Annotated in this window: 25 protein-coding genes; 18 read left to right on the forward strand and 7 right to left on the reverse strand. The window is 68.6% G+C overall.

From position 1 onward, the window contains the following. The first annotated feature begins 9 nt into the window (after positions 1 to 9). From MHZ35_RS04795 to tatC, 3 genes are read left to right on the forward strand one after another with little or no spacing between them, the layout of a single operon-like run. Complete coding sequence (locus tag MHZ35_RS04795; RefSeq protein WP_132883241.1) at positions 10 to 303, forward strand: twin-arginine translocase TatA/TatE family subunit; 294 nt, start codon at positions 10 to 12, stop codon at positions 301 to 303. Between the two features lie 53 nt (positions 304 to 356). Beyond that, entirely contained in the window at positions 357 to 773 is a 417-nt protein-coding gene (gene tatB, locus MHZ35_RS04800; RefSeq protein WP_239434610.1) for a Sec-independent protein translocase protein TatB, read from the forward strand. Further along, positions 770 to 1,546, forward strand: a complete 777-nt coding sequence (tatC, locus tag MHZ35_RS04805) for a twin-arginine translocase subunit TatC (RefSeq protein WP_239434611.1) — start codon at positions 770 to 772, stop codon at positions 1,544 to 1,546. The genes tatB and tatC overlap by 4 nt, the downstream gene beginning before the upstream one ends. Before the next feature lie 260 nt (positions 1,547 to 1,806). Here the strand turns inward: tatC and MHZ35_RS04810 are convergent, their stop codons facing one another. From MHZ35_RS04810 to MHZ35_RS04830, 5 genes are all read right to left on the reverse strand, one after another. Next, entirely contained in the window at positions 1,807 to 3,105 is a 1,299-nt protein-coding gene (locus MHZ35_RS04810; protein WP_239434612.1) for a serine hydrolase, read from the reverse strand. Between the two features lie 58 nt (positions 3,106 to 3,163). Further along, positions 3,164 to 4,318 (reverse strand): TonB C-terminal domain-containing protein, encoded by a 1,155-nt coding sequence (locus MHZ35_RS04815; RefSeq protein WP_239434613.1) that lies wholly within the window; start codon positions 4,316 to 4,318, stop codon positions 3,164 to 3,166. 92 nt (positions 4,319 to 4,410) lie between these two features. Then, the gene (gene parE / locus MHZ35_RS04820; RefSeq protein ID WP_239434614.1) at positions 4,411 to 6,393 is read right to left on the reverse strand and encodes a DNA topoisomerase IV subunit B; all 1,983 of its coding nucleotides are present in this window, start codon (positions 6,391 to 6,393) and stop codon (positions 4,411 to 4,413) included. Between the two features lie 51 nt (positions 6,394 to 6,444). Then, positions 6,445 to 7,449 (reverse strand): alpha/beta fold hydrolase, encoded by a 1,005-nt coding sequence (locus tag MHZ35_RS04825; protein ID WP_239434615.1) that lies wholly within the window; start codon positions 7,447 to 7,449, stop codon positions 6,445 to 6,447. A 79-nt stretch (positions 7,450 to 7,528) separates the two neighbouring features. Continuing rightward, on the reverse strand, positions 7,529 to 8,245 hold the full coding sequence (locus MHZ35_RS04830; RefSeq protein WP_132883248.1) for a GcrA family cell cycle regulator: 717 nt from the start codon (positions 8,243 to 8,245) through the stop codon (positions 7,529 to 7,531). 68 nt (positions 8,246 to 8,313) lie between these two features. Between MHZ35_RS04830 and MHZ35_RS04835 the strand changes: the two genes are divergently transcribed. The 6 genes from MHZ35_RS04835 (at position 8,314) to MHZ35_RS04860 (ending at position 13,751) form a co-directional block, all read left to right on the forward strand. Beyond that, positions 8,314 to 9,156, forward strand: coding sequence for an ABC transporter permease (locus tag MHZ35_RS04835; RefSeq protein ID WP_132883249.1), 843 nt, complete (start codon positions 8,314 to 8,316; stop codon positions 9,154 to 9,156). A 128-nt stretch (positions 9,157 to 9,284) separates the two neighbouring features. Continuing rightward, positions 9,285 to 10,475: an aspartate aminotransferase family protein gene (locus MHZ35_RS04840; protein ID WP_239434616.1), complete on the forward strand. Its 1,191-nt coding sequence runs from the start codon at positions 9,285 to 9,287 to the stop codon at positions 10,473 to 10,475. Positions 10,476 to 10,565: 90 nt separating this feature from the next. Then, a complete protein-coding gene (gene argF / locus MHZ35_RS04845; protein WP_239434617.1) occupies positions 10,566 to 11,492 on the forward strand; it encodes an ornithine carbamoyltransferase in 927 nt (308 codons plus the stop codon). A 303-nt stretch (positions 11,493 to 11,795) separates the two neighbouring features. Then, positions 11,796 to 12,707 (forward strand): Hsp33 family molecular chaperone HslO, encoded by a 912-nt coding sequence (locus MHZ35_RS04850; RefSeq protein ID WP_132883252.1) that lies wholly within the window; start codon positions 11,796 to 11,798, stop codon positions 12,705 to 12,707. A 73-nt stretch (positions 12,708 to 12,780) separates the two neighbouring features. Beyond that, positions 12,781 to 13,209, forward strand: a complete 429-nt coding sequence (locus MHZ35_RS04855) for a DUF3617 domain-containing protein (RefSeq protein ID WP_239434618.1) — start codon at positions 12,781 to 12,783, stop codon at positions 13,207 to 13,209. A 353-nt stretch (positions 13,210 to 13,562) separates the two neighbouring features. Next, positions 13,563 to 13,751 (forward strand): hypothetical protein, encoded by a 189-nt coding sequence (locus MHZ35_RS04860; protein WP_239434619.1) that lies wholly within the window; start codon positions 13,563 to 13,565, stop codon positions 13,749 to 13,751. 17 nt (positions 13,752 to 13,768) lie between these two features. On the opposite strand, the gene MHZ35_RS04865 is transcribed toward MHZ35_RS04860, so the two are convergent. Then, the gene (locus MHZ35_RS04865) at positions 13,769 to 15,061 is read right to left on the reverse strand and encodes a M20/M25/M40 family metallo-hydrolase (RefSeq protein ID WP_239434620.1); all 1,293 of its coding nucleotides are present in this window, start codon (positions 15,059 to 15,061) and stop codon (positions 13,769 to 13,771) included. 316 nt (positions 15,062 to 15,377) lie between these two features. Here MHZ35_RS04865 and MHZ35_RS04870 point away from each other — a divergent pair, with 316 nt between their 5' ends. Then, complete coding sequence (locus MHZ35_RS04870; protein ID WP_239434621.1) at positions 15,378 to 16,343, forward strand: ferritin-like domain-containing protein; 966 nt, start codon at positions 15,378 to 15,380, stop codon at positions 16,341 to 16,343. Positions 16,344 to 16,372: 29 nt separating this feature from the next. After that, positions 16,373 to 17,368 carry a ferritin-like domain-containing protein gene (locus tag MHZ35_RS04875; protein ID WP_239434622.1) on the forward strand — a complete coding sequence of 332 codons (996 nt, stop codon included), beginning with the start codon at positions 16,373 to 16,375 and terminating at the stop codon, positions 17,366 to 17,368. 48 nt (positions 17,369 to 17,416) lie between these two features. Here MHZ35_RS04875 and MHZ35_RS04880 read toward each other — a convergent pair whose 3' ends face one another. Beyond that, positions 17,417 to 17,872: a universal stress protein gene (locus MHZ35_RS04880; protein ID WP_125961424.1), complete on the reverse strand. Its 456-nt coding sequence runs from the start codon at positions 17,870 to 17,872 to the stop codon at positions 17,417 to 17,419. Positions 17,873 to 17,997: 125 nt separating this feature from the next. Between MHZ35_RS04880 and MHZ35_RS04885 the strand changes: the two genes are divergently transcribed. The 7 genes from MHZ35_RS04885 to MHZ35_RS04915 all read left to right on the forward strand — a co-directional run bounded on the left by MHZ35_RS04885 (position 17,998) and on the right by MHZ35_RS04915 (position 23,908). Next, positions 17,998 to 19,329: a pyruvate dehydrogenase complex dihydrolipoamide acetyltransferase gene (locus MHZ35_RS04885; RefSeq protein WP_239434623.1), complete on the forward strand. Its 1,332-nt coding sequence runs from the start codon at positions 17,998 to 18,000 to the stop codon at positions 19,327 to 19,329. 40 nt (positions 19,330 to 19,369) lie between these two features. Next, entirely contained in the window at positions 19,370 to 19,591 is a 222-nt protein-coding gene (locus MHZ35_RS04890) for a hypothetical protein (protein WP_239434624.1), read from the forward strand. Then, positions 19,584 to 19,973, forward strand: coding sequence for an acyl-CoA thioesterase (locus tag MHZ35_RS04895; protein ID WP_125961421.1), 390 nt, complete (start codon positions 19,584 to 19,586; stop codon positions 19,971 to 19,973). The genes MHZ35_RS04890 and MHZ35_RS04895 overlap by 8 nt, the downstream gene beginning before the upstream one ends. 27 nt (positions 19,974 to 20,000) lie before the next feature. Then, complete coding sequence (lpdA, locus tag MHZ35_RS04900) at positions 20,001 to 21,401, forward strand: dihydrolipoyl dehydrogenase (RefSeq protein ID WP_239434625.1); 1,401 nt, start codon at positions 20,001 to 20,003, stop codon at positions 21,399 to 21,401. A gap of 107 nt (positions 21,402 to 21,508) precedes the next feature. Then, positions 21,509 to 21,790 (forward strand): hypothetical protein, encoded by a 282-nt coding sequence (locus MHZ35_RS04905; RefSeq protein ID WP_132883259.1) that lies wholly within the window; start codon positions 21,509 to 21,511, stop codon positions 21,788 to 21,790. An 87-nt stretch (positions 21,791 to 21,877) separates the two neighbouring features. Continuing rightward, entirely contained in the window at positions 21,878 to 22,486 is a 609-nt protein-coding gene (locus MHZ35_RS04910; protein WP_239434626.1) for a DUF4142 domain-containing protein, read from the forward strand. A gap of 117 nt (positions 22,487 to 22,603) precedes the next feature. Next, positions 22,604 to 23,908, forward strand: coding sequence for a Xaa-Pro dipeptidase (locus tag MHZ35_RS04915; protein WP_446741015.1), 1,305 nt, complete (start codon positions 22,604 to 22,606; stop codon positions 23,906 to 23,908). The last annotated feature ends 199 nt before the right edge of the window (positions 23,909 to 24,107 follow it).

The following is a 24,107-nucleotide window of genomic DNA, read 5'->3' on the forward strand; positions in this document are numbered from 1 at the left end:
AGAGTGACAATGGGCGGTCTTAGCATCTGGCATTGGCTGATCGTCGGGATCATCGTGCTCCTGCTGTTCGGCAAGGGCCGCTTTTCCGACATGATGGGCGATGTCGCCAAGGGACTGAAGAGCTTCAAGAAGGGCATGGCCGAGGAAGACGACGATCTGCCGCCCGCGCGCCCGACCCGTCTGGAGCAGCGCACCGACGCGAACCGCGGCTATGATGCCGAGGTTGCGCCCCCGCGTGAGCCGGTTCGCGATCCCGTGGTCGATCCGGTGCGCGACGCCGACCGCACCCGCGACGACCGCTGATCCTGATCTTCACGGGCGCGCCCGGCGCGCCCCTCGACGCGAACGGGCGCTGAATGTTCGATATCGCTCCGACCGAGCTGATGCTGGTGGCCGTGGTTGCGCTGCTGGTGATCGGCCCGAAGGACCTGCCAAAGGCAATGCGCTTCGTCGGCCACTGGGTCGGCAAGGCACGCGGCGTCGCGCGCCAGTTCCGCTCCGGCTTCGACGCCATGGTGCGCGAGGCGGAACTGGCCGAGATGGAAAAGAAGTGGGCGGAGGAAAACGCCCGCATTCTGCGCGAGCATCCGGCGCTCCCGGCTGCGGACACCGCCAGCCCCGCCGCCCCTGAAACGGGCGCAGCGGACACGGCGCCGTTCTCCACCGACGCGCAGGACGCGCCGGTCATGGTCGAAAAACCGCATGTCGAGCCCGCGGGCGAGGACGATCGCCCGGCCCAGCCGCCGGCGCTGGATGGAAAGGCGCCGTCGTGAGGGACATCGACGACAGCCAGGCACCGCTGCTTGACCATCTGATCGAGCTTCGCCAGCGCCTCATCTACTCGCTGATCGCGATCGCGATCGCGTTCGGCGCCTGCTTCTATTTCTCGGAACAGATCTTTGCCTTCCTGGTCCAGCCGCTGCTCGCGGCCGGGCAGAAGCGGATCATCTTCACCCAGATCTTCGAAGGCTTCTTCGTCCAGGTGAAGGTCGCCTTCTTTGCGGCGATGATGCTGTCCTTCCCGGTGATCGCGAACCAGCTGTGGCAGTTCGTGGCGCCCGGCCTCTACCGGTCGGAAAAGAAGGCGCTGTTCCCCTTCCTGCTCGCGACGCCGGTCCTGTTCCTGATGGGCGCGGCGCTCGCCTATTACGTCACCATCCCGGTCGCGCTGCACTTCCTGCTCGGCTACCAGGGCAATCTCGGCGGCGTGCAGCAGGAGGCGCTGCCCTCGGTCGCCAACTACCTGTCGTTCGTGATGCAGTTCCTGTTCGCGTTCGGCCTCGCGTTCCTGCTGCCCGTGCTGCTGATGCTGCTGGAACTCGCCGGCATCGTCACCCGCCAGCAGCTGGTGAGCGCACGCCGCTATGCGATCGTCGCTGCCTTTGCGCTTTCGGCGGTGCTGACGCCTCCTGACGTCTGGTCGCAGATGCTCCTCGCGATCCCGCTGGTGCTGCTCTACGAGGTCGCGCTGATCGGCATCTGGTTCACCGAGCGCAAGCGCGCCCGCAACACCCCGCCCGAGGAAGAGGACGAGGCCAAGGCCTGAGCCGGGGCGGCGTTCCACACACCTCCTGTACCCCGGCGAAGGCCGGGGCCCAGGTGGGGCACGATCGGAAGGTGCGCAGTCCCTCGCTGCGACGCGGGGAATTTGAGGGACGGTACCAACCCCACCACCGTATCCCTGCGGAGGCAGGGATCCAGGGCTCAGCCGAGCAACCGGCGGTGGCGTCCGGAACCCTGGGCTCCTGCCTTCGCAGGAGCACTGGAATGGCCCGTAAGGTCCCCGGGCGCGCCGCAGCGCACTTCCTACGGCGCAGCCAGCGCCGCCGCCTTGTTGATCAACCCGACGAACCGCGCCTCGTCGATCGCCGCCTGCGGGTTGTTCCAGCTTCCGGCCATGGCCACCCAGCCGCCGGACTTGGCCCGCATCAGCAGCGTCATGTTGATCACCCCGGGCTCCGATCCGCCCTTGTAGCCCACCCAGTCCCAGCGGGCGGCGTTCGCCGGCGCAATGCCGGGGTTCTTCGACAGCACCGCGCGCGCCTCCGCTCCCGCTGGCCCTTCGGTATTGCGCCGCAGCCAGTCCATCACCCGCAGCAGGTCGTCGGCCGAGGCGAACCACTCGACCGTCGCGATCCGGATCGGCTTGCCATCCTGAAACAGCGAGGTCGGGATCGCCGACACCGGTGCTTGCGCGACCGCTCCGTCCAGCAGCGCGCGGCGGCCGGCGACGTCCGCCGCCTCCCACTGCTGCCCAAGCGCACCGCCTTCCACGCCCTTGAGCTTGAACGCCTCCAGGGTGCCCAGGAACGGCGTGTTGCGCCCGCGCGCATCGCGGATGCCGATCACCGGCAGCATCGCCTCCACCTTGTCGCGCCCCAGCGCGCGCAGCAGGATGTCGGTGGCGGAATTGTCGCTGACGGAGATCATCTGCGTCGCCAGTTCGCGCAGCGAGACGCGCGTCCCCGCAGGCTTGCTCGTATAGCCTCCGGCCGGAAGCGGGCTGCCATCCAGCGTCACCATGTCGTCCCACCTGCGCTCGCCTGCGGCCGTGGCCCGCACCAGCTCCGCCAGGATCACCAGCTTGAACGTGGAGCCGATCGCAAGCGGCGTGGCAGGATCGTGCGCCGCCAGGCGCACGGGGCCGCCATCCTCCAGCCGCGCGAGCGCAAAGCCGGTGGCACCCGGCAGGGCGCGGATCGCGTCGACCACCGCCTGGATGCTCGCCTCCGGCGCCTCGCGCGGTTCGCTGCCGGTGATGCGGAGGCCGGTCACCAGGTGCGGCGCCGCGGGATCGACCACGATCTGCCCGACCGCCGTTCCGCGCTCGAAGCCGAGGCGGAAGTCGGCGACATGGGGCGTACGCGCCACCAGGGCTTCGAGCCGTGTCGGCTTCCCGAAGCCCCCCGTCAGCTGGTCGCGCACCTGCCGGAATGCCGCCTCCGGGATCGCCGCTCGGAAGCTCGGCGCGAAATAGCGGTCATAGGGGATGTTCCCCGTGATCGCCGCCGCCAGCGCCTCGGCCCGCTGCCGCAACTCCGGCGATGCGGTCACCGCCTGCGCCTCAGGGGCAGGAGCGGGCGCTTCCTGCGCGGCAAGGGGCATCCCGGTCGCAAGCGCGACTCCCAACGCAGCAGCCCGAAACGGGCAAAGCGGCACCCGCTCAGCTCGCCTGCTGCGGGTTCATACCCGGCGGCGGTGCGTCCATCGTCAGGTCGAGCACCTCCACGCGCGGCAGCCCGGTCGGCTGGGGGATGCGCGACCCGAGTTTCGTCGCCAGGCGAGAGGTGATGGTGTAGCGTTCCACCCGCAGGAGCCCCGGATCGCCCGGGGGGAGCGCCAGCGGGACATAGCGGCGGGACGCCAGCGATTCGAGCACGCGCTTGTTCCATCCACCGCTGTAATGCTCACTCTGCCGCAGCAGCGCTGCGTCGCGGGTGCGGCCGTCCGGACCAATCCAGAAAGCGACGTCGATCCACTGGTCCTCATAACTCTGGAGCGGCGGATCGTTCCACTTGCCGGCGCCGAGCTTGACCGGCTCGCTGTAGAGCAGGCGCGGCGTGCTGGCCGGTTCCGCCTGCACTCGGGCGATCAGCGCATCGACCGCGTCCGGGGCTCCCTCGGCCATCGCCAGCCGGGTCTCGAGCACCTGTGTCGCCAGTCGGAAGCCGGTCGCATCGGACGCGGAGGCGGTCTTCAGCTGCCGGAGCGCGGCACGGGCCTCCGGGCGAAACCGCTCGCTGAGCTGCGCGAGGGAGACCTTGAGCGAAGCGGTACGCAGCAGCGCGAAGTTCCGGATCGTCGGCTGCCCGGCTGCCGCCGCGTCCTCGGCAATGGCCTTGTACTCGCGTTCCGCCCCACGGATGTTGCCCAGTTCGGAAAGTCCGTCGACCAGCTCGATGCGGCCATAGAGCGTCTGCGGATCGGTCTCCGAGAGCCCTGCGCGCAGGGAGGCGAGCATGCCCCGCATGGCGGCCTTCATCCCGTCGCCGTCCCCCAGGTGTGCGTGGATCCGTGCGTCGGCGCGGTAGAGCACGGCCACGTCCACGGGATTGGTCTTTGCAAACCCGCGATTGCGCCGGATCGCCTCCGCGATCGTCCGCCGGGCGTCGCGATACGCTCCGGCCACGAACTGGTTCTCGACATGGGAGAGCGAGGCGGCGACGTCTTCGGCGGGAGGGCAGTGGCGCGCGATGCACGCGGCCAGCCTCTGTTCCGTCTGCTCCAGCCGGACGGCGGTGACGACGACCTCGCCTCCCGCGCTCTCCGGCGCCTCCTGGGCCGCTGCCGCCGAAGCCAGCAGCATGGAAAGGGACACGCCAAGTGCAGTTCGCAGCATCGCCAAGACCTCGCCATCGGGAGTTCCGATGACGAGGCTAACAAGCGGCGACGTCGTCTGTCACGCGCTTTTCAGGCGTCGATCACTTCTTCATCCAGCCTTGCCGCATTCTCCTGGATAAAGGCGAAGCGGTGGGCGGGATTATTGCCCATCAGCCGGTCGACCAGGTCCTTCACCCCTGCGCGCTCCTCATATTCCTGGGGCAGGGTGATGCGGATCATCGAGCGCGTCTTGGGATCCATGGTGGTCTCGCGCAGCTGCATCGGGTTCATCTCGCCCAGGCCCTTGAAGCGCGCGACCTCGACCTTCTTGCCCTTGAACGCGGTACGCTCCAGCTCGGCGCGGTGCGCATCGTCACGCGCGTAGAGGCTCTTCGCCCCCACCGTCAGGCGATAGAGCGGCGGCTGCGCCAGGTAGAGGTGCCCGCGCCGCACCAGGTCCGGCATCTCCTGGAAGAAGAAGGTCATCAACAGCGTCGCGATATGCGCGCCGTCGACGTCGGCGTCCGTCATGATGACGATGCGCTCGTAGCGCAGGTGGCTGGGGTCGCAGTCCTTGCGCGTGCCGCAACCCATGGCGAGGATCAGGTCGGCGATTTCCTGGTTTGCCAGGATCTTGGCACTGGTGGCGCTGGCTACGTTCAGGATCTTGCCGCGGATCGGCAGGATCGCCTGCGTCTTGCGGTCGCGCGCCTGCTTGGCCGAGCCGCCGGCCGAGTCGCCCTCGACGATGAACAGCTCGGTGCCGGCGGGATCATCGGCGGCGCAGTCGGTGAGCTTGCCCGGCAGGCGCAGCTTGCGGGCCGAGGTCGCCGTCTTGCGCTTGACCTCACGCTCCTGCTTGCGGCGCAGGCGCTCGTCCATCCGCTCCAGCACATAGCCGAGCAGCGCGCGGCCGCGCTCCATGTTGTCGGAGAGATAATGGTCGAAATGGTCGCGCACGGCCTTCTCGACCAGCGCGGTGGCGTCGGGCGAGGTCAGCCGGTCCTTGGTCTGGCTCTGGAACTGCGGGTCGCGGATGAACACCGACAACATTACTTCGGACCCGGTGAGCACGTCGTCGGGCGTCAAGTCCTTGGCCTTTTTCTGCCCCACCAACTCGCCGAAGCCGCGCAGGCCACGCACCAGCGCCTGGCGCAGGCCCTGCTCGTGGGTGCCGCCGTCCGGCGTCGGAATGGTGTTGCAGTACCAGCTGTAGCTGCCGTCGCTCCACAGCGGCCAGGCGACCGCCCATTCGACACGGCCCTGCGCGTCCGGAAACTCCTGCGCGCCGGCAAAGAAGTCGGAGGTGGCGCACTCGCGCGCGCCCACCTGCTCGCGGAGGTGATCGGCGAGACCGCCGGGGAACTGGAACACGGCCTCGGCCGGCGTGTCGTCGGAGATCAGCGACGGCGCACAGCGCCACCGGATTTCTACGCCCGCGAACAGATACGCCTTGGAGCGGACCAGCTTGTGCAGCCGCGCCGGCTTGAACGGCATGTCGCCGAAGATCTCGGTGTCGGGCGTGAAGGTGACCGAAGTGCCGCGCCGGTTGGGCGCCGCGCCGACCTTTTCGAGCGGCCCCAGCGTCTGCCCGCGCGCGAAGCGCTGGCGATACAGCTGCCGATCGCGCGCGACCTCGACCACCGTGTCGGACGACAGCGCGTTCACCACGCTGATGCCGACGCCGTGCAGGCCGCCGGAGGTCGCATAGGCCTTGCCGGTGAACTTGCCGCCCGAGTGCAGCGTCGAGAGGATCACCTCCAGCGCCGACTTGTCGGGGAAGCGCGGGTGCGGGTCCACCGGGATGCCGCGCCCGTTGTCGACGATGGTCAGGCGATTGCCTTCCTCCAGCGTCACCTCGATGCGGTTGGCGTGGCCGGCGACGGCCTCATCCATCGCATTGTCGAGCACTTCGGCCGCCAGGTGGTGCAGCGCGCGCTCGTCCGTGCCGCCGATGTACATGCCGGGGCGGCGACGAACCGGCTCCAGCCCCTCGAGCACCTCGATCGACGAGGCGTCGTAGCTGTTGCTGGCGGTGGTGGAGGAGGGCGACGCGAACAGGTCTTCTGCCATGGAACAGCTATAGTACGCGGGCGACCCCAGCGCAAAGCGCGCCGGCCAGGTTCAGTGCCGGATCGCGTGGGCGAGGGCGAGGTGGAAGCTCTTGGGGTCCTCGACCATCGGCGAATGGCCAAGCGCCGGCAGCCGCACCAGCCGCGCGTTGGGAAAGGCCTTCACCGCCGCCTCCGCCGCCTGCGGCACGGTGCGCACCTTCGCCCGCACCGCCTCGGGCGCGGTGTTGGCGCGAAACGCGGTCTTGTCGAGCTGGCCGATGAGGAGGGTGACGGGCACTGCCACGCGCGACAGCTCGGCCGCGACGGGCTGCGTCTCGATCATGTCGGAAAGCCGCGCCTGGGCTTCGCGCACCGTGTCGCCCTCCGCGCTCGCATATTGCCAGGCGAGCATCGCCACCCAGCGATCATAGGCCGGGCGCCACTCGCCGTGGTAATAGTTGCGCAGCTGATAGGCCTTGATCGAGCCGGCGTCGGTCTTCGCCTCCTCGGCGCGCAGCCCGTCGAGCGGCGTATAGGGCACGCCCTCCGCCAGCGTGTCGTTCAGGCCCAGCGGGTTGACCAGCACCAGCTGCGACAGGCGCTTGGGGTAGAGCAGGGCGAAGCGCGTCGCGAGCACGCCCCCGGTCGAATGGCCGACCAGCACGACCCGCCCGGCACCCGCCCGGTCCAGCAGCGCCGCCGTCAGGCTCGCCAGCGCGTGGAAGCTGTACTGGAAGCCCGCCGGCTTGGACGATTTGCAGAAGCCGATCTGGTCGGGAGCGATCACGCGATAGCCGCGTGCGGCCAGGTCTCCGATCGTCTCGCCCCAGGTGGCCGCGCAGAAGTTCTTGCCGTGGAGCAGCACGACGGTGGTGCCGTTCGCGGCCGCGGTCGGCGCCACGTCCAGATAGGCCATGCGCACCGCCTCGCCCTGCGCGCGCGTCTCGAACCAGCGGACCGGGTAGGGATAATCGAACCGCTCCAGGTTCGCGCCGAGATCGGGTTTCGCCTGGGCAAGGGCCGGGAACGGCACCCCCGCCAGCGCCAGCGCAATCATCCAACCCGCAGTCCGCATCCTTGCCTCCTCGCAGCCCCGTCAAAATGCGATCGCCCCGGAACGGGGTTCCAGGGCGATCGGTGTTTCGTGCTCTGCCTCAGCGGACGCGCGGGCCGCCATAGGGCAGCGGCGGCGGCGGGCGTCGGTCGCGGCGGGGCAGCTGCGCCTGATAGGCGTGGCCGCAATGCTCGACGCAATACGGGAAGCCGGGGTTCACCTTGTCGCCGCAGAAGTGGAAGTCCGGCTCGCCCGGGTGGCCGATCGGCCACTTGCAGATGCGGTCGTTGAGGTCGAGCAGCGTGGTCTTGCCGGCGATCGCCTCGCTGGGGCGCGCGGGCACCAGGCGGCGGGGCGGGGCGGGCGTGATCGGCGCGCTGTTCTCGCCCGGGTTCTGGCGCAGGAAGCCGCCGGGGCCGACCGAACGCAGCGTCGGCTGGGGCCGCGACTCGGCGGCCGGCGCCGTGTCGTCCTCCTCGGCCGGTTCCGGCGCGGCGGCGCGCACGGGCTCGGGCGCGCGTACCGGCGCCGGCTTCACCGGTTCGGGGGCAGGCGGGGGCGACGCTTCGACTCGCTTGGGCGCCGGCGGCTCGACCGGCGCGGCCACGGGCGCGGCCGGGGCTGCCGCGGCGGCCTTCTTGGCCTCCGGATCATTGGCGCGAACGGGCGAGGGACGCGACTGCAGCCCCAGCCGGTGGGCCTTGCCGATCACCGCATTGCGGCTGATCCCGCCCAGCTCTTCCGCGATCTGGCTCGCCGTCTGCCCGGCTTCCCACATCTTGGTCAGCGTGGCGATGCGTTCCTCGGTCCAACTCATTCGTCGTCGTTCCCCACTCGGTTCCGGTGCGGGTTGCGGCCCGCGACGCCAGCGACTAGGCGGCACCCATGGCCGATCAGCCCCTCGCATCCGAAAACAGGATTTCCGACCCCGGTGTTCCGGTCATCCGGAACGTCAACTGGGGCGGCTTGCGTGCGCTCTATATCAAGGAGGTGCGCCGTTTCTTCAAGGTGCAGCTCCAGACGATCTGGGCACCTGCCGTGCAAACCCTCCTGTACCTCGTGGTGTTCACCACCGCGCTGGGGGCACGCGGGGCGGTTCCGGTCGGCGGCGGCACCGTCGCCTTTGCCGATTTCCTCGCGCCTGGCCTGATCGTCATGGGCATGCTCACCAACGCCTATGCCAACGCCAGCTTCTCGCTGCTGGTCGGCAAGATGCAGGGCACGATCGTCGATTATCTGATGCCGCCGCTCTCGACCGGCGAGCTGCTGGCGGCGCTGACCGGCGGCGCGGTCACCCGCGCGTTCCTGGTCGGCGGCGCGGTGTGGCTGGCGATGGCGCTGTGGCCGGGCGTGCACGTGACGCCGCAGCACCTCTGGGCGATCCTGTGGTTCGGCTTCCTGGGCTCGGTGTTCCTGGCGCTGGTGGGCGTGCTCACCTCGATCTGGGCGGAGAAGTTCGACCATGCCGCCGCGGTGCAGAACTTCGTCGTCGGGCCGCTCACGCTCCTGTCCGGCACCTTCTATTCGGTCGAGCGCCTGTCGCCGACCTTCCAGGCGATCAGTCACGCCAACCCCTTCTTCTACATCATCTCGGGCTTCCGCTACGGTTTCATCGGCACCGCCGACTCGCCCGTGCTGCTCGGCAGCCTGGTGATCCTGGGCGTCGACGTGGTGCTCGGCATCATCGCTTATCGGCTGCTCGCAACCGGCTGGAAGACCAAGAGCTGAGGCGCGTGAACCAGCCTTGGTGTTGACCGGCTTTGCCGGTCGCGCGTAAAGCAACGGGAGGGCGGCCTGGCTGGGCCGCCCTTTCGCGTTTCTGGAGCTTTTCCACCTAGCCTGAAGGAGGCCGTTCGATGTCGATCACCGCGCTCATGCCCGTTTACCCACGGTGCGGCGTGCGCCCGGTGCGAGGCGAGGGCTGCTACCTCTTCAGCGAGGACGGCACGCGCTATCTCGACTTCGCCGCCGGCATCGCGGTGAACGCGCTCGGCCACGGCCACCCGCATCTGGTGAAGGCGATCGCCGACCAGGCCGCGACCCTGATGCACGTCTCCAACCTCTACGGCAGCCCGCAGGGGGAGGCGCTGGCGCAGCGCATCGTCGACAACAGCTTTGCCGACACGGTGTTCTTCACCAACTCGGGTGCCGAGGCGGTGGAGTGCGCGATCAAGACCGCGCGCCGCTACCACTACGCCAACGGCAATCCGGAGCGGCACAAGCTCATCACCTTCCAGAACGCCTTCCACGGGCGCACGCTCGGCGCGATCTCCGCGACCGACCAGCCCAAGATGCGCGACGGGTTCGAGCCGCTGCTGCCCGGCTTCGACTATGTGTCCTTCAACGATCTGGAGGGCGCGCTCGCCAAGATCGACGACGAGACCGCCGGCTTCCTGGTCGAGACGGTCCAGGGCGAGGGCGGGCTGATGGCCGCGACGCCGGAGTTCCTCCAGGGCCTGCGCAAGGCATGCGACGAGCACGGCCTGCTGCTGGTGCTGGACGAGGTGCAGTGCGGCTATGGCCGTACCGGCACCTTCTTCGCGCACGAGCAATATGGCGTCACGCCCGACATCATGTCGGTTGCCAAGGGCATCGGCGGCGGCTTCCCGCTCGGCGCCTGCCTCGCGACCGAGGAAGCGGCCAAGGGCATGGTCTATGGCACCCACGGTTCGACCTATGGCGGCAACCCGCTCGCGATGGCGGCGGGCCAGGCGGTGCTCGACGTGATGCTGGAGCCGGGCTTCCTCGATCATGTAAAGCAGATGGGCGAGCGCCTGCGCTCGGCCCTCGAGCAGATGATCCCCAACCACGACCACCTGTTCGAGGAGGTGCGCGGCAAGGGGCTGATGCTCGGCATCAAGCTCAAGGCCGACGCGCGTGAGTTCGTGGCGCATTTGCGCGACAACCATCAGCTGCTGACCGTCTCGGCCGGCGGCAACGTGGTGCGCGTGCTGCCGCCGCTGGTGATCGACGAGCGCCACATCGCCGAGGCGGTGGAAAAGCTCTCCGCCGGCGCGCGCACCTTCGTGCCCGTCGCCGACGATTGATCCTCGCCACCTGACATCGACCGGCCCGTCCTGGCCGTCCGCCCTCGCGAACGGGGCGGCCGGTCCGGCGGGGAGCCAAGGGCCTTTGCCATGACCCAGACCCGTCACTTCCTCGATCTCTCCTCCGCCGGCGCCGACGGCGTCGCCGCGATGCTCGCCGACGCGCTCGACCGCAAGCAGGCCCGCGCCGGCTTTCCCAAGGGGCGCCCCGACGCCGACGCGCCGCTCGCCGGCCACACGCTGGCGATGGTGTTCGAGAAATCCTCCACCCGCACTCGCGTGTCGTTCGACATGGCGATGCGCCAGCTCGGCGGCAGCGCGGTGATCCTCGACAGCGGCACCAGCCAGCTCGGCCGCGGCGAGACGGTCGCCGACACCGCGCGCGTGCTGTCAGGCTATTGCGACGCCATCATGGTGCGCACCGACGACCATGCGAAGCTGGAGGAGATGGCGGCCTATGCCACCGTCCCCGTCATCAACGGCCTCACCGACAATTCGCACCCTTGCCAGATCATGGCGGACCTGCTGACGGTGATCGAGGCCGGCCAGGCGCTGCCGGGCAGCAAATGGGCGTGGCTGGGCGACGGAAACAACGTCCTCCACTCGATCATCGAGGCGGGCGGGCTGATGCACTTCGACGTGGTCGCTGCTTGTCCGGAAGGCTTCGACCCCGCGCCCCAGGTGCTGGAAGCGGCGGGCGCCCGCGCGCGCGTCTGCCGCGATCCGCTGGAGGCGGTGTCCGGTGCCGACGTGATCGTCACCGACACCTGGATCTCGATGGGCCAGGCCCATGCCGATGCGAAGCTTGCGGCCATGGCGCCGTTCCAGGTGACGGAGGCGCTGATGGCCGCCGCCAAGCCCGACGCGAAGTTCCTCCACTGCCTGCCCGCCCACCGCGGGGAGGAGGTGGTGCCGGAGGTGATCGACGGGCCGCAGTCGCTGATCTGGCCGGAGGCGGCGAACCGCCTCCACGCGCAGAAGTCGGTCCTGCGCTGGTGCTTCGGCCAGGTGGGCTGAGCGACCCGCATTCATCCCCGTTCGTGCTGAGTAGGGGCTGAGCTTGCCGAAGCCCCATATCGAAGCATCCTTCGATACGCCATTTCGACTTCCCTCAATGGCTACTCAGGACGAACGGGCTCCCCAATAAGAGGCTCTGAGGCGGCTTCGGCGCATGAGTTGCCGAACGCGCGCGGCTTCCTATCTCTATTCCACACCACCGAGCGCCGTTTCGCCCCCCCACAAGGGGCCGCTCTTCTTCTCCCATGCGGGCGGAAGGAGAAGGGCAGGGCTCGGACAGGCTCAGCCCGAACGGTAGACACCATGCAGGAACCCACCGCCACCGATCTCGACCGCGCGATCGGCTTCACCATTCCCGATCGGGACGCCCGCGGCCGCATCACCCGGCTGGGGCCCGTGCTCGATTCGATCCTCTCCGCGCACGCCTATCCGCCGGCGATCGAGACGCTGCTGGCCGAGGCGCTGGCGCTCACCGCATTGCTCGGCTCGACGCTGAAGGGCGAAGAGGGGCAGCTCACGCTCCAGGCGCAGACGCAGAACGGCGTCGTGCGGCTGATGGTCTGCGACTTCAAGGCCGGCGAGCTGCGCGGCTACGTGGACTATGACGCCGAGCGGCTGGCGGCGCTGCCGGAGGCGCCGTCGCTGTTCGCGCTGTTCGGCAACGGCTATCTTGCGATCACCTTCGACCAGGCGGTGACCGGCGAGCGCTACCAGGGCATCGTGCCGCTGGACGGCGAGTCGCTGGCGGACGCGGCGCAGAGCTACTTCCTCCAGTCGGAGCAGATCCCGAGCCTGGTGCGCCTGGGCGTCGGTCGCGATGCGGCCGGCCGGCCGGTTGCGGGCGGGCTGTTCCTGCAACACCTGCCCGATGGCGAGGAGGGGCGCGATCGTATCCACACCCGCCTCGATCACCCGCAGTGGCAGCACGTCGAGGCACTCGGCGCCACCATGGGCGCGGACGAGCTCACGGATGCGGCGCTTCCGCTGGAGACGCTGGTCTGGCGGCTGTTCAACGAGGAGCGCGAGGTGCTGGTGCAGGGAAGCACGGCCATGAGCCGCGGCTGCCGCTGCGACGTGACCTACATCCAGCAGGTGCTGTCGCGCTTCCCGGAGGAGGAGCGGCGCGAGATGGCCGACGAGAACGGCCTGATCACCGTCGACTGCGCCTTTTGCGCCACCAAGTTCCCGGTGCCGTTCGAGACGGCGCTCTCCTGACGTTGCATCCGCGGCAGGCAGCCCCCACATGCGCGGCGGGGGCTGCCGCGCTGCGGCAAACGGAAGGTGAGACATGAGGGGTGGGGGCGCAGGTCGCGCCATTCTGGCCGCAGTCGCGGCGATACTCGGTGCGGCGTCTGCCGTAGCGGTGGTTCCGGGCTCCGGACTAAAGGCGACAGCGTCGATCGAGCCGGGGCTGTGGCAGGTCCGCGAACGCGGTGCGAAGGCGGGGGGGCGCAATCTGTGCGTCCGCGATGTCGGCGCGCTGGTTCAGCTCCGTCATGCCGGCGTGCAGTGCTCGCGCTTCGTCATCGAAGATGCCGGAAATCGCGCGACGGTACACTATACCTGTCCCGGATTGGGACATGGGCGGACCACGATCACGGTCAATACCTCGCACGCGCTGACGGTCGAGACGCAGGGCATCGCCGAAGGCTTGCCGTTCCAGGAGGAATATTGGGTCCGGCGCCTCGGCAGCTGTTCGGCCGGCTGCAGCCGTTAAGGCTGGGTTTATGCAGGCCGTTCTACGAAGCGAATAGCCGGATTTCGGCGCATGTTCCCCTAACAACATGATCCTCGGGCCGCTCTTCAGCGGCCCGTTCTTTGCCGGTCCCGCGCTTCGCGGTTGACCGCTTGAGTCGCGGGACGCGATCTCCTAGTCCTCTTGAGGACGCTACGTAGTAATTCGTACGCGGTTTACCGGAGCGCGGCCACGTACGGTCGCTAAGGGCGTGGCGCGTTTTTGCGGTGCAGCGTATGCCTTCTGTGCTCTTCGGCCTCCGTAGGGGGCGGTTACTTCGGGGCCGAAGCGCATATCAGGGGAGAGTCGGGAGACGATCCGTGGGTTGGCTTTGTATGGTGATGGGCCACAAGCACGCGAAGCGTGTGTGGCACGATGGGGTCGACTTTCGCGCCCGCTGCATGCGCTGCAGCGAAGAGATGCTGCGCGATGACGTCCGGGGCGAATGGCGCCTCTTCGATCCGGTTCGGGACGCCGATCCGACGCGTACCGAGAAGCCGGACCGCCAGTCCCGCGCGGGCTGAGACGTCGCCTCCGATCCTCAACCGCGGGGCGCGCGCCCCGCAAAGCTGACCAGGCTCTCGCTGCCGTCCTTGGCAAGCGCCGACACGCCGACGAAATGGTCGTCGACGATCACGCCCTTCAGCACATGGCTCGTGCCCGTCACGTCCACATGGTCCGTCCAGTCCTGGCGATCGTTGCGGCGCCAGCGGATGCGATATCCGGCGGCGCCCGCGACCGGCTGCCACCGCGCCGTCGTGTCGGTGCTGAGCGCGCCCGCGATCGTAACCCCCTCGGGTGCGGCCGGCGCCGCTGCCAGCCGCGCCAGCGTCGCCACGTTCAGGGCGGTCACCTTCGCGAGATAGGGGAAGTCCATCCGGTCGACCGTGTCACCATAGACGCGGCCGCTCTCGGTGCGCAGGTTCTGGTGCTGGGCGTCGTAGTTCTCGACCCCCACGGAGAAGCGCACGGCCGGGTAGCCGAGCTTCAGGAACGGCTCATGGTCGCCGCCGCGGCCGAACCGGTCGGGGCGGCGTTCGAGCACCGCGTCGAGCCCGCCCGGCACGGTTGCCGCAACGCCGTTGATCGCCTTGGCGAGCGACCGGCTGGGGCCGTCGTCCTCGCCACCGGCCGCGCGGCGCGCGATCTGCTGCTCCAGCGATTCGGAACTGCGGATGCCTTCGGAGAACACCCGCACCCGGTCCGCGACTCGCCGCCCGTCGAGGCCGATCGTGTTGCCGACGATGTCGTTGTTGAGCACCGCGCTCACCGTCCAGCCGCGTTCGCGCGCGGTGTCGGCGAGCAGCTCGCCGCCCCACAGTCCCTGTTCCTCGCCCGACAGCGCCGCATAGACGATGGTCGCGTCGAACTTCTCCTTCGAAAGGATGCGCGCCGCCTCCAGCACCAGCGCCACGCCCGATGCGTCGTCATTGGCCCCCGGCGCGTCGCTGGTCGCGTCCATGACGTCCGTCACGCGGCTGTCGATGTGCCCCATCACGATCACCACCCGCTTGGGATCGCGCCCTTGCTGGAAGCCGAGCACGTCGACGATCTGCACACCATTGGGTGCGCGCGGGCCGGTGAAGCTGCGGGCGATGTTCGCCACCGTGATGCAGCCGCCGCATGCCTCGCCGATCCGGCCCATCTCGTTCGCGAACCAGCGCCGCGCCGCGCCGATCCCGCGACTGGGGTGGTCGGCCGACGACAGCGTGTGGCGGGTGCCGAACGACACCAGCTTCTCGACGTCCGCCTTCATCCGCTCGGGCCTGGGCGCCTCGCGCGCCGCGGCAGGGATGGCGAGGGCAAGCAGCGGCAGCAGGAAAAGGGTTCGCATCTGCACGATCATGCCGGGCCAGCCAGATGCACTCAAGCGGCTTTGGACACACGCGATCGAGCAGTAGGTGGGCACATCGACAAAATGCTGCGGTGCAATAAGCCGATGTGCCGCGACCCCGTCAAATATTTCCGCCAGAAGCGGTGCGTATCGCTTACGTAAAGGCAAAATAATGCTTGGCTGATGCGACTTAATTCGGTGGTGTAGCGTTGATGGCCCGGGAAGTTGGTCGGCCGTTTTTGCCGCGCTCGCTCCCCAGCGGGCGGGGCAATGCTGTCCGGTGCCGCATGAAGGTAACCTCGACAGGGAGGCCCCCATGACTGAGTCCGACACGATCGTGGAAGCATTGGACGCGCGCGTACGGCGCCGAAACGAAAGGCGCGAATTTTTCTCGCGGGCATTCGGTGCCGCGGCACTGACCACGGCAGGCGCGGTGGCGCTCTCGCGCTCCGGGCCCGCCCGGGCACAGGCCGTGACCGACGCCGACATCCTCAATTTCGCGCTGAACCTCGAATATCTCGAGGCGCAGTTCTACAGCTTCGCCGCCACGGGAGAGGGGCTGCCGCAGTCGATGCTCGGCGGGATGTCGCAGCAGGGTGCCGTCAACGGCGGCCGCAGGGTCGATTTCCAGGATCCGGTGGTGGCGCAATATGCGCGCGAGATCGCCGGGGACGAGCGTGCGCACGTCACCTTCCTGCGCGAACAGCTCGCCTCGGCCGCGGTCGCGCAGCCGGCGATCGACATCAGCGCCACGCCGACCAGCGCCTTCTCGGGTGCCGCACGGGCAGCCGGGCTGATCGGCACGGGCGAAACGTTCGACCCCTACGCCAATGACCAGAATTTTCTGCTCGGCGCCTTCATTTTCGAGGACGTCGGCGTGTCGGCCTACAAGGGTGCGGCGGCGCTGATCACCAACAAGACCTATCTGGAGGCGGCCGCCGGGATCATGGCGGTGGAGGCGTATCACGCCGCCATCCTGCGCACGACGCTGTACAGCAAGGGCGTCGAGACACCGATGATCCGCGACTCCGTTCAGAAAATCTCGGACGCGCGCGATTCGCTCGACGGCCGCGACGATCGCGACCAGGGCATTTCTCCGGTCGAGGACGACAACGACGAGTTGATGTCGAACGTCGCGCTGGTCGACGACAATGCGCTCGCCTTCGGCCGGACCACCGCCCAGGTGCTCAACATCGTCTACCTCAACAACGCCGCGGCCACGATGGGCGGGTTCTTCCCCGCCGGTGTCAACGGCACCATCCGCAGCAGCGCGGCGAACTGAGCCCGCGGGTTCGATCAGGGAGACTTCACATGATGGACATCGAATCCAAGCGGCGGATCCTGCAGGCGGTCGAGCATCGCCGGGCCGAGCGTCGCCGCTTCCTCCGCTACGCCGGCACCGCGACCGCGATGGCGGGCGGGCTGTCGCTGCTGGCCGCCTGCGACGACGACGATGACGGCGACGTCGTAACGCCGACGCCCACCCCGACGCCCACGCCGACCGCCAGCTCGGGCATCGCCGACGTGAACGTCCTCAACTTCGCGCTGAACCTGGAATATCTGGAGGCGCAGTTCTACAGCTTCGCCACCACCGGGCAGAGCCTGCCCGTTGACATGCTCGGCGGCGTCGGTCGGGCGGGTGCGGTCCAAGGCGGACGCGCGGTAACCTTCACCGATCCCGTGGTCGCGCAATATGCACGCGAGATCGCCTACAACGAACGCCACCACGTCGCCTTCCTCCGCGAGGCGCTGGGCAACGCGGCGATCGCCCAGCCGGCGATCAACATCGGCGGCGATGCGGCAGGACCCTTTACCGCCGCGGCTCGGTCGGCGGGCGTGGTCGGCAGCAACGACACGTTCGATCCCTATGCGAGCGACGAGAACTTCCTGCTCGCCGCCTATCTGTTCGAAGATGTGGGCGTGACCGCCTACAAGGGTGCGGCGCCGCTGCTCACCAATCCGACCTACATCGACGCGGCCGCGGGCATCCTCGCGACCGAGGGCTACCATGCCGGGCTGCTGCGCACGGCGCTCTACTCCAAGGGTATCGAGATGCCGAGCCTCATCACCTCGGCGAACCGGATCAGCGATGCGCGCGACTCGCTCGACGGCAGCAGCGATCTCGATCAGGGGATCACGAGGGACGGCAATGCCAACCTGGTGCCGGCGGACGAAGACGGCATCGCGTTCAGCCGCTCCACGGGCCAGGTGCTCAACATCGTGTACCTGAATGCCGCATCGACGGGTTCGGGCGGCTTCTTCCCCGTGGGCGTCAACGGCGCCTTCGTGACGAGCGGTCCCGCCTGACGCAGGCCGGGTCCGGGCGGCTGCCGGCCGGCGGCCGCCCGTGCTTCCTCAACTCAGCCGGTCGATCGCCTCCCGGTCCAGGCTGCCCGGGATGATCATCACCGGCACGGGCAGCGTGCCCGCGTCGGTGCCGGAGAAGTGGCTCACCAGCGGCCCAGGGGCGCCGCTTGCCGCCGCGCCCAGCACCAGCGCGGCGATTTCGGGGTTGCCGGCAATCATCTCCCGCACGATCGCCGGGCCATCGCCCTCACGGACGGTCAGCGCCGGCTTCAGGCCCGACTCTTCCAGCAGCGTACCCGCGGCGGCGGCGACCAGGCCCTGCGCACGCTGCTGGGTTTCCTGCTCCATGGTCGCCATCACGCCGCCCCATTGGACGAATTCCGGCCGCTCGATCAGCGCCAGGATCTCGACCGAGCCGCCGGTCTTCACCGCGCGCCGCGCGGCAAAGCGCAGCGCGATCTGCGACTCGGGACTTTCGTCGATCACCACCAGATACGTACGCATCGAAAACGCTCCCCTTTGGTTTGAAGCGTGGCGACGCTCGGCCGTTCACGCAAGCCCACGGGGTTGACCGGTGCGGCTGTGACGGCAAAGGAAGGTCAGAGCCCCGAGAGGATCCAGCTGTACCCATGTCGATCGAAATCAAGATGCCCGCGCTTTCCCCCACCATGGAGGAGGGAACCCTCGCCAAGTGGCTGGTGAAAGAGGGCGACACCGTTCGTTCCGGCGACCTGATGGCGGAGATCGAGACCGACAAGGCGACGATGGAGTTCGAGGCGGTGGACGAGGGCGTGATCGCCAAGATCCTCGTCGCCGAGGGTTCGGACAATGTGAAGGTTGGCACCGTGATCGCGATCCTGACGGGTGAGGGCGAGGACGCGAGCTCGATCGAGGCACCGGCAGCCGCTGCACCGGCAGCTGCTGCGCCGGCCGCGACGCCCGCTCCGGCAGCGAGCCCGGCTCCTGCCGAGCAGCCTAAGGCGGAGGCGAAGCCCGCTGCCGCTCCGGCAGCCCCGGCCAGCAGCGGCAGCCGCGTGAAGGCCAGCCCGCTCGCACGTCGACTCGCCGCCGAAAAGGGCATCGACCTCGCGGGCCTCAGCGGCTCCGGCCCCAACGGCCGCATCGTCAAGGCCGACCTCGACAGCGCCAAGCCGGGCCAGGCGAAGGCAGCGGCTCCCGCACCGGGCGCCTCGGCCGGCGCTGCGGCCAGCGTTCCCGCCGGCGGGACTGCGCCGAGCCAAGAGACCAAGGCGGTCTGGTACGACGAGTCGATCCCGCACGAGGTTTCGAAGCTCTCGAACATCCGCAAGACGATCGCGCGCCGCCTGACCGAGGCGAAGCAGACGATCCCGCACATCTACCTGACGGTCGACGTGCGCCTGGACGCGCTGCTCAAGCTGCGCGGCGAGCTCAACAAGAGCCTGGACGCGCGCGGTGTGAAGCTGTCGGTCAACGACCTGCTCATCAAGGCGCTCGGCATCGCGCTCGAGCAGAGCCCGAAGTGCAACGTGACGTTCCTGGGCGACCAGCTCGTCAGCTACAGCCGCGCCGACGTGTCGGTCGCGGTCTCCACGCCGACCGGCCTGATCACCCCGATCATCCGCGACGCGGCGGCCAAGGGCGTCGCCCGCATCTCGACCGAGATGAAGGAGCTCGCCGGCCGCGCCAAGGAGAACAAGCTGAAGCCCGAGGAATATCAGGGCGGCACCGCCAGCCTCTCCAACATGGGCATGTTCGGCATCAAGCAGTTTGAGGCGGTCATCAACCCGCCGCAGGGCATGATCCTGGCGGTCGGCGCGGGCGAGAAGCGCCCGTACATCGTCGACGACGCGCTCGGCGTCGCGACCGTGATGACGGCGACCGGCAGCTTCGATCACCGCGCGATCGACGGTGCGGACGGCGCCCAGATGCTCAAGCTGTTCAAGGCTTTGGTCGAGCAGCCGATGGGCCTGCTTGCTTGAGGCCCGGGCGCAGCCGGTGGTTGCTAGGCGGAGCGCGGCGATGAAGGTGCGGATTGCGATCGAGCTGATCCAGATCGTGTTGAGCGTCGCGGCCGTCGTGGGGGTGGGGATGCTCTCCGCTTGGTCCTACCGGCCCGCGCGCGACGACGTCGAGCTGGTGACGCTGGGCGCGGTGCTGGTGGTGGTGGTGCTCGGCATCCGCCAGCTGCAGCGCGCCATCGCCGAACAGCGTCTCGCCCGCGAGGGTCTGACCCATGACTGACGGCCCGCCCCAGGGGCAGCCGGCGCTGCGCGTCACCACCATGCCCGCCGACGCCAATCCTTATGGCGACATCTTCGGCGGCTGGCTGATGAGCCAGATGGACATGGCCGCCGGCCTCACCGCCGCACGCCACGCCCGCGGCCGCGCCGTCACCATCGCGGTGGAGGCGATGCAGTTCCACGCCCCCGTCGCGGTTGGCGACGAGGTGTCGGTCTATGCCGAGCTGGTGAAGACCGGCCGCACCTCCATGACGATCGAGGTCGAGGCCTGGCGCCGCGGCCGCCACGTCGAGGAACAATGCCGGGTCACCCAGGCGCGCTTCGTCTTCGTCGCGATCGACGAGAACCGGCGCCCGCGCCCGATCAACACCGTACAATCCTGAAGAATCGCAGAACGGAAGCACCAAGCCATGGCTGAAACCTACGACCTCATCGTTCTCGGCTCGGGGCCGGGCGGCTATGTCGCGGCGATCCGTGCGGCGCAGCTGGGCCTCAAGACCGCGATCGTCGAGCGCGAGAACCTGGGCGGCATCTGCCTCAACTGGGGCTGCATCCCGACCAAGGCGCTGCTGCGCTCGGCCGAGATCTTCCACTATATGCAGCACGCCAAGGATTATGGCCTGGTCGCCGACAAGATCAGCGCGGACCTGGATGCGGTGGTGAAGCGCTCGCGCGGCGTCGCCAAGCAGCTCAACCAGGGCGTCACCCACCTGATGAAGAAGAACAAGGTGGCGGTGCACATGGGCACCGGCAAGCTGACGGGGAAGGGCAAGCTGACCGTCACGGGCCAGGACGGCAAGACCACCGAGCTTGCGGCCAAGAACATCATCGTCGCGACCGGCGCGCGCGCCCGCGACCTGCCGAACCTGCCGGCGGACGGCAAGCGCGTGTGGACCTATCGCCATGCGATGACGCCCAGTGAGATGCCGAGCAAGCTGCTGGTCATCGGATCGGGCGCGATTGGCATCGAGTTCGCCAGCTTCTACAACGACATGGGCGCCGAAGTTACCGTCGTGGAGATGATGGACCGCATCGTCCCCGTCGAGGACGCGGACATCTCCACCTTCCTGGAAAAGTCGCTCACCAAGCAGGGCATGAAGATCCTGACGAGCGCCAAGATCGACAAGATCTCCGCCGACGCCAACGGCGTGAAGGCGACGATCACGGGCAAGGACGGCAAGGCGTTCGACGGCGAGTACAGCCATGTCATCGTCGCGATCGGCATCGTCCCGAACACCGCCGACATTGGTCTCAAGGAACTGGGCGTCGCGATGAACGACCGCGGCTTCCTGGAGACCGACGCCACCTGCAAGACCAACGTCGACGGCCTGTGGGCGATCGGCGACATCACCGCGCCGCCCTGGCTCGCCCACAAGGCCAGCCACGAGGGGGTGATCGCGGTCGAGGCGATCGCGGGCAAGCACCCGCACGCGATGGACGTCCGCAACATCCCCGGCTGCACCTATTGCCACCCGCAGATCGCGAGCGTCGGCCTGACCGAGGCGAAGGCCAAGGAAGCGGGCTATGAGGTGAAGGCGGGAACCTTCCCCTTCATCGGCAACGGCAAGGCGATCGCGCTGGGCGAGGCCGAGGGCTTCATCAAGACGGTGTTCGACGCCAAGACCGGCGAACTGCTCGGCGCGCACATGATCGGCGCCGAAGTGACCGAGATGATCCAGGGCTACACCGTCGGCAAGACGCTGGAGACCACGGAAGCCGAGCTGATGGAAACGGTGTTCCCGCACCCGACCATGTCCGAGGCGATGCACGAGAGTGTGCTCGCCGCCTACGGACGCGCCCTGCACATCTGATCCGGCCGGCGGGCGGTCCTTTGGGCCGTCCGCCGCCTCCTGTCTGGCTGACGGCTTCGGAACGGCCTTCGCGAACGCACGTTGTTGCCCGCGAAGGAGACGCCGCCATGACCAAAGCCGTTCCGATGCTGATGCTGCCGCTCGTTGCCCTGCTCGGCGCCTGTGGAGGCGGCGAAGAGGTCCGCGTGACCAACGACGAGAACGTCGTCCTCAACGACAGCTACGACAACATGGCCTTCTCGAACGATGGCGAGGATCCCGCCAACGCGATGGGCAGCGCGGGCGGGACGGACGGCGCCATGATGGGCAACGGCACCGACGCCAACATGGCGATGCCAGCCACGAACGACACGCTGCCGATCGCCAACGACGCGACGCCGACTCGCTGAGCGAGGCGGCGGTCTGCCCACGCTTCATCGCAAATCAAGGAACGGGGGCGTGCAGACTGCGTTGCACAGCCCCGAAGGAGAGAGCGCATGAAGAAGCTTTTGCTGATCGGGGCCGTGTTGCCCGCACTGGCGGGCCTCGCGGCCTGCGGCGATCGTACCACGACCGACAACACCAACACGGTGGTTGTCGATGAGGGCACGGCCAACGACACCGTGCTGACCGACGAGACGCTGGACGGCAACGCCGCCGCCACGACCGGCAACGCGACCGATGCAGCGGGCCTGACCGCGCAGAGCTTCGCCAACACCATGGCCGCCAGCGACACGTTCGAGATCGAATCGGCCAAGATCGCGCAGGACAAGGCGACGGTGCCTGCGCTCAAGAAGTTCGCGGCACAGATGGTGAAGGATCACACCGCCTCCACCGCCAAGCTGAAGACCGCGGCCGCCAGCGCCAACGTCACCCCGGCGCCGGCGCTCACCGCCGAGCAGAATGCGAACCTGGAAGCGCTGCGCGCCGCCAGCGGTGCCGATTTCGACACCGTCTACAAGCAGCAGCAGGTCGCAGCCCACCAGCAGGCGCTCTCCGCGCTGCAGGGCTATGCCGCCAATGGCGAGGCTGCCTCGCTCAAGACCTTCGCCTCGAACACCGCCCCGGTGGTCGAAGGCCATCTGAAGGAAGTGCAGGGGATGTGATCCCCGGCGGCGGGCGCGAAGGCTCTGCGCTTTCGCACCCGCCGCATTTTCTCTCCCGAGTGGATTGACCGAACCTGCATCCGCCCCGACCAAGGGGCGAACGCGTGCAGGGGGATGATGATGCGGAACTTGGGGGTGGCGGCTGCGGCCGCAGCGGCGGCATTCACGCCGCCGGCATTCAGCCAGACGACGAACTCGGAAACGGTCGTGGTGACGGCCGATCGCATGCTCGACGTCCAGAGCGGCCGGCTACTCGATCAGCCGGTGGTGGTGATCACCGACGGGCGCATCGCCTCGGTCGCGACCGGCAACGCCCGGCCGCTGATTCCGGCGGGTGCGACTAGCATCGATCTTCCGGGCAAGACGATCGTCCCTGGCCTGATCGACATGCACGTCCATCTGACCAGCAATCCGAAGTACGGCGGCTACACCGGCCTCCAGTTCACCGACAGCTTCTGGGTGGCGCAGGCGGCGGGCAATGCCGCGCGGACGCTGCGCGCCGGCTTCACCACCGTGCGCAACGTCGGGTCGGATAACTACGCCGACGTCGGCTTGAAGCAGGCGATCGAGGAGGGCTGGATCGAGGGACCGCGCATCGTCCCCGCCGCCTATGCGCTCGGCGCCACCGGCGGTCACTGCGACGAGACCTTCCTGCCGCCCTCCTTCCAGCGCGTCTCGCCCGCCATGGGCGACAGCCCGGAGGAGCTGAAGAAGCGGGTGCGCGAGCAGCGCAAATATGGCGCCGAGGTCATCAAGGTCTGCGCCACCGGCGGCGTCTTCTCCCGCAATACCGAGCCCGGCGTGCAGCAGCTCCATGAAGAGGAGCTCAAGGCCGTCGCCGACGAGGCGCATTTCTGGAAGCTCAAGACCGCCGCCCACGCCCACGGCGCCGAAGGGATCAAGGCCGCGATCCGCGCCGGCATCGACACGATCGAGCACGTCAGCTTCATCGACGACGAGGGCATCCGCCTCGCGCGGGAGCGCGGCACCTGGCTCGGCTTCGACGTCTACAACACCGAATACACGCTGGCCGAAGGCAAGGCGAACGGCGTCCTGCCGGAGAATATCGAGAAGGAACGCCGCGTCGGCACGCTCCAGCGCGAGAACTTCGGCCGTGCGGCGAAGGCGGGCGCACGCATGATCTTCTCGACCGACGCCGGCATCTATCCCCATGGCGACAATGCGCGCCAGTTCGCGGTCATGGTCCGCTTCGGCATGACGCCGCTGGACGCGATCCGCACCGCCACGTGGAATGCCGCGCAGGCGCTGGGCCGAGAGGCGGACGTGGGGGCGATCGCGGTCGGCCGCTTCGGCGATCTCGTGGCGGTGGACGGCGATCCCACCCGGGACGTGACCCTGCTCGCACGTCCCGCAGCGGTGGTGAAGGGCGGCAAGCTCGTCACCGGCCGTCAGGGCGGGTGACCCGCGGCCGGTGGGGCGGGGCAGGGGGGCGGTGCCTTTCCCCTACCGGCCGCGCCATTGACCGTGCGCGGGCGAGCGCGTATAGGCGCGCCCGTTCAATGGGATGGTTCCGGTTTCCGGTCCCGACCTGCTGGGCAGCGCTGAACGTTGTTGGAGACCTAAGGCCCCGGGGCGTCTCGCCGCGTGGCCTTTGCGCATT

This window comes from Sphingomonas sp. ACRSK, from assembly GCF_022346685.1.
GTDB classification, from domain to species: domain Bacteria; phylum Pseudomonadota; class Alphaproteobacteria; order Sphingomonadales; family Sphingomonadaceae; genus Sphingomonas; species Sphingomonas molluscorum.

Coding starts and splice junctions, on each gene's coding strand:
- MHZ35_RS04795 (WP_132883241.1), top strand. CDS start 10: ATGGGCGGTCTTAGCATCTGGCATTGGCTGATCGTCGGGATCATCGTG.
- tatB (WP_239434610.1), top strand. CDS start 357: ATGTTCGATATCGCTCCGACCGAGCTGATGCTGGTGGCCGTGGTTGCG.
- MHZ35_RS04810 (WP_239434612.1), bottom strand. CDS start 3,105: ATGCCCCTTGCCGCGCAGGAAGCGCCCGCTCCTGCCCCTGAGGCGCAG.
- parE (WP_239434614.1), bottom strand. CDS start 6,393: ATGGCAGAAGACCTGTTCGCGTCGCCCTCCTCCACCACCGCCAGCAAC.
- MHZ35_RS04825 (WP_239434615.1), bottom strand. CDS start 7,449: ATGCGGACTGCGGGTTGGATGATTGCGCTGGCGCTGGCGGGGGTGCCG.
- MHZ35_RS04830 (WP_132883248.1), bottom strand. CDS start 8,245: ATGAGTTGGACCGAGGAACGCATCGCCACGCTGACCAAGATGTGGGAA.
- MHZ35_RS04835 (WP_132883249.1), top strand. CDS start 8,314: ATGGCCGATCAGCCCCTCGCATCCGAAAACAGGATTTCCGACCCCGGT.
- MHZ35_RS04840 (WP_239434616.1), top strand. CDS start 9,285: ATGTCGATCACCGCGCTCATGCCCGTTTACCCACGGTGCGGCGTGCGC.
- argF (WP_239434617.1), top strand. CDS start 10,566: ATGACCCAGACCCGTCACTTCCTCGATCTCTCCTCCGCCGGCGCCGAC.
- MHZ35_RS04850 (WP_132883252.1), top strand. CDS start 11,796: ATGCAGGAACCCACCGCCACCGATCTCGACCGCGCGATCGGCTTCACC.
- MHZ35_RS04855 (WP_239434618.1), top strand. CDS start 12,781: ATGAGGGGTGGGGGCGCAGGTCGCGCCATTCTGGCCGCAGTCGCGGCG.
- MHZ35_RS04860 (WP_239434619.1), top strand. CDS start 13,563: ATGGTGATGGGCCACAAGCACGCGAAGCGTGTGTGGCACGATGGGGTC.
- MHZ35_RS04865 (WP_239434620.1), bottom strand. CDS start 15,061: ATGCGAACCCTTTTCCTGCTGCCGCTGCTTGCCCTCGCCATCCCTGCC.
- MHZ35_RS04870 (WP_239434621.1), top strand. CDS start 15,378: ATGACTGAGTCCGACACGATCGTGGAAGCATTGGACGCGCGCGTACGG.
- MHZ35_RS04875 (WP_239434622.1), top strand. CDS start 16,373: ATGATGGACATCGAATCCAAGCGGCGGATCCTGCAGGCGGTCGAGCAT.
- MHZ35_RS04880 (WP_125961424.1), bottom strand. CDS start 17,872: ATGCGTACGTATCTGGTGGTGATCGACGAAAGTCCCGAGTCGCAGATC.
- MHZ35_RS04885 (WP_239434623.1), top strand. CDS start 17,998: ATGTCGATCGAAATCAAGATGCCCGCGCTTTCCCCCACCATGGAGGAG.
- MHZ35_RS04890 (WP_239434624.1), top strand. CDS start 19,370: ATGAAGGTGCGGATTGCGATCGAGCTGATCCAGATCGTGTTGAGCGTC.
- MHZ35_RS04895 (WP_125961421.1), top strand. CDS start 19,584: ATGACTGACGGCCCGCCCCAGGGGCAGCCGGCGCTGCGCGTCACCACC.
- lpdA (WP_239434625.1), top strand. CDS start 20,001: ATGGCTGAAACCTACGACCTCATCGTTCTCGGCTCGGGGCCGGGCGGC.
- MHZ35_RS04905 (WP_132883259.1), top strand. CDS start 21,509: ATGACCAAAGCCGTTCCGATGCTGATGCTGCCGCTCGTTGCCCTGCTC.
- MHZ35_RS04910 (WP_239434626.1), top strand. CDS start 21,878: ATGAAGAAGCTTTTGCTGATCGGGGCCGTGTTGCCCGCACTGGCGGGC.
- MHZ35_RS04915 (WP_446741015.1), top strand. CDS start 22,604: ATGATGCGGAACTTGGGGGTGGCGGCTGCGGCCGCAGCGGCGGCATTC.